Genomic DNA, 1,635 nt, shown 5'->3' on the forward strand with positions numbered 1-1,635 from the left:
CGCACGACCCCGCCCCCGACGCCCGGCCCGGGGGTGCGGCCCGGCAGCCGCTCGCACCGCCGGACTCCGCGCGGTGGGGTCCGGCGCAGCGGCGGCTCGGCGCGGACGAGATCGCGCTCCAGTGGGCGATCTGGCGCGAACAGGTCGACAGCGACGTGACGTTCGTGTCCCCGGGCGAGAAGCCGCACGGAGGGGTGCGGCGCGTCCTGGAGGAGGCGCGCGGCTACCTGGAGACGCCTCCGCCGCTGGGCCGGATCCGGTCCGCGTTCGCCGCGGGTGACGCGCGGACGCTGCGGGCGGACGGGCCGGGCTGGAGCATGGTGGCGCGGACCGACGACATCGCGTTCGTGCTGCTGGACGAGGAGCCGGGCGAGGTGCTGCCGGTCGGCCGCGGCCCGGAGCTGCCGGGGCTGCTGACGGCGCTGGACGAGCTGGCCGTACGACCGCACTGAGCGCGGGGGCAGCGCGACGACATCCCGCGGACGGCCCCGGACGACCGCCGCGGGGCGCTGCGAACGGCCCGCCGACGCCCTGTGGACGCGCTTCCGTGCGCCCGCCGACGGCGCGCCCAAGCGCCTGTGACCGGCCGGGGTGGGGAGCCGGGACGATCCGCGATCGGTATTGCGCGGTCACTCCCAGGCGCGCGCCGCCCCCGCTCCCGAACCCGGCCGGTGGCCCGATGCCTCGCCCGGAAGCCGAGGCCCGGGCGTCTGGGTCAGCGCCCCAGCTGCTTGCGGGAGACCCCGCGCAGCCTGCGCCGCTGCGACGGGTCCAGCAGCAGGTAGGCGCCCACCGGTACGCCGACCATCACCAGCAGCGCGGCCCAGAAGGGCAGCAGCCACAGCAGGATCACCCCCGCCACCACACCTCCGGCGGCGACCTTCGCGCGCGTGGACATCGCACCCGCCTCCTTAACCCGGCCCATAGCCGTATTCACTCCTCACAACGGACACCGGCGGCCGCTGGTTCCACATCCGGCCCGCCGTCCTGTACCCTCGGCCGCCCACTCCGGTAGTCAAATTTGAGGAATGCGTCAGAGCTGTGACCCGACCCTCCGCGACCACCCCCTCCGAGATCGCCGAACTCTGCCGCTCCACCGCCGTCTTCCTGCCGGGCGACCCCTCGCGCGCCGGGCGCGTCGCCTTCTGGCGCCCTGACGGCCCGCCGCCCGGCGGGCCGTCCGGCTCCACCGAGGAACTGACCGTTGCCGTCCCGGACGATTCCGGTGTCCGCACTCGCACCGTACGCGCGCTGACGCTGCCCCTGTCCGAGGCGCTGCCCGTGCTCACCCGGGCCCGGGCACGGGCCGCCGCCCAGCCGGGTGGTGAGCCGTCGGGCCGGGGAGGGGCCGACCCCGCGACGGCCTTCTGGGGTGCCGCCGCCGTCCTCGCCCTGCAACTCGCGGCCCGTGGCCGCCTGCTGCCCGGTCTCACCGCCACCGACCACGACGCCTGGCGCGTCGGCCCGCTCGACGGCGACGACCTGGAGCGGGTACGGGAGCTGGCCGCCGCCATGCCCGCCGCCGCCCACGCGGTGGCGCTGCCCGGCACCGACCCCCTGCTGCTGCCCGACCCCGAACGGCACCTGCGCGCCTTCCTCGACGCGGTCGCGGACGGGCTGCCGCGCTCGCCCGCC

Annotated in this window: 1 protein-coding gene and 2 pseudogenes; 2 read left to right on the forward strand and 1 reads right to left on the reverse strand. The window is 77.1% G+C overall.

The window, feature by feature from the left end:
- Nucleotides 1–452: pseudogene (locus tag EEJ42_RS31665) on the forward strand (hypothetical protein); the annotation flags it as partial.
- 263 nt (nt 453–715) lie between these two features.
- On the opposite strand, the gene EEJ42_RS31670 reads toward EEJ42_RS31665, so the two are convergent.
- Nucleotides 716–898 (reverse strand): hypothetical protein, encoded by a 183-nt coding sequence (locus tag EEJ42_RS31670; protein ID WP_123105310.1) that lies wholly within the window; start codon nt 896–898, stop codon nt 716–718.
- A 143-nt stretch (nt 899–1,041) separates the two neighbouring features.
- Here EEJ42_RS31670 and EEJ42_RS31675 point away from each other — a divergent pair.
- Nucleotides 1,042–1,635: pseudogene (locus tag EEJ42_RS31675) on the forward strand (ATP-dependent helicase); the annotation flags it as partial.

Source organism: Streptomyces botrytidirepellens (assembly GCF_003721215.1).
Classification (GTDB): domain Bacteria; phylum Actinomycetota; class Actinomycetes; order Streptomycetales; family Streptomycetaceae; genus Streptomyces; species Streptomyces himastatinicus.

What these genes read in the sequence shown, in the direction of transcription:
- EEJ42_RS31670 (WP_123105310.1), bottom strand. Translation starts at nt 898, where the DNA reads ATGTCCACGCGCGCGAAGGTCGCCGCCGGAGGTGTGGTGGCGGGGGTG.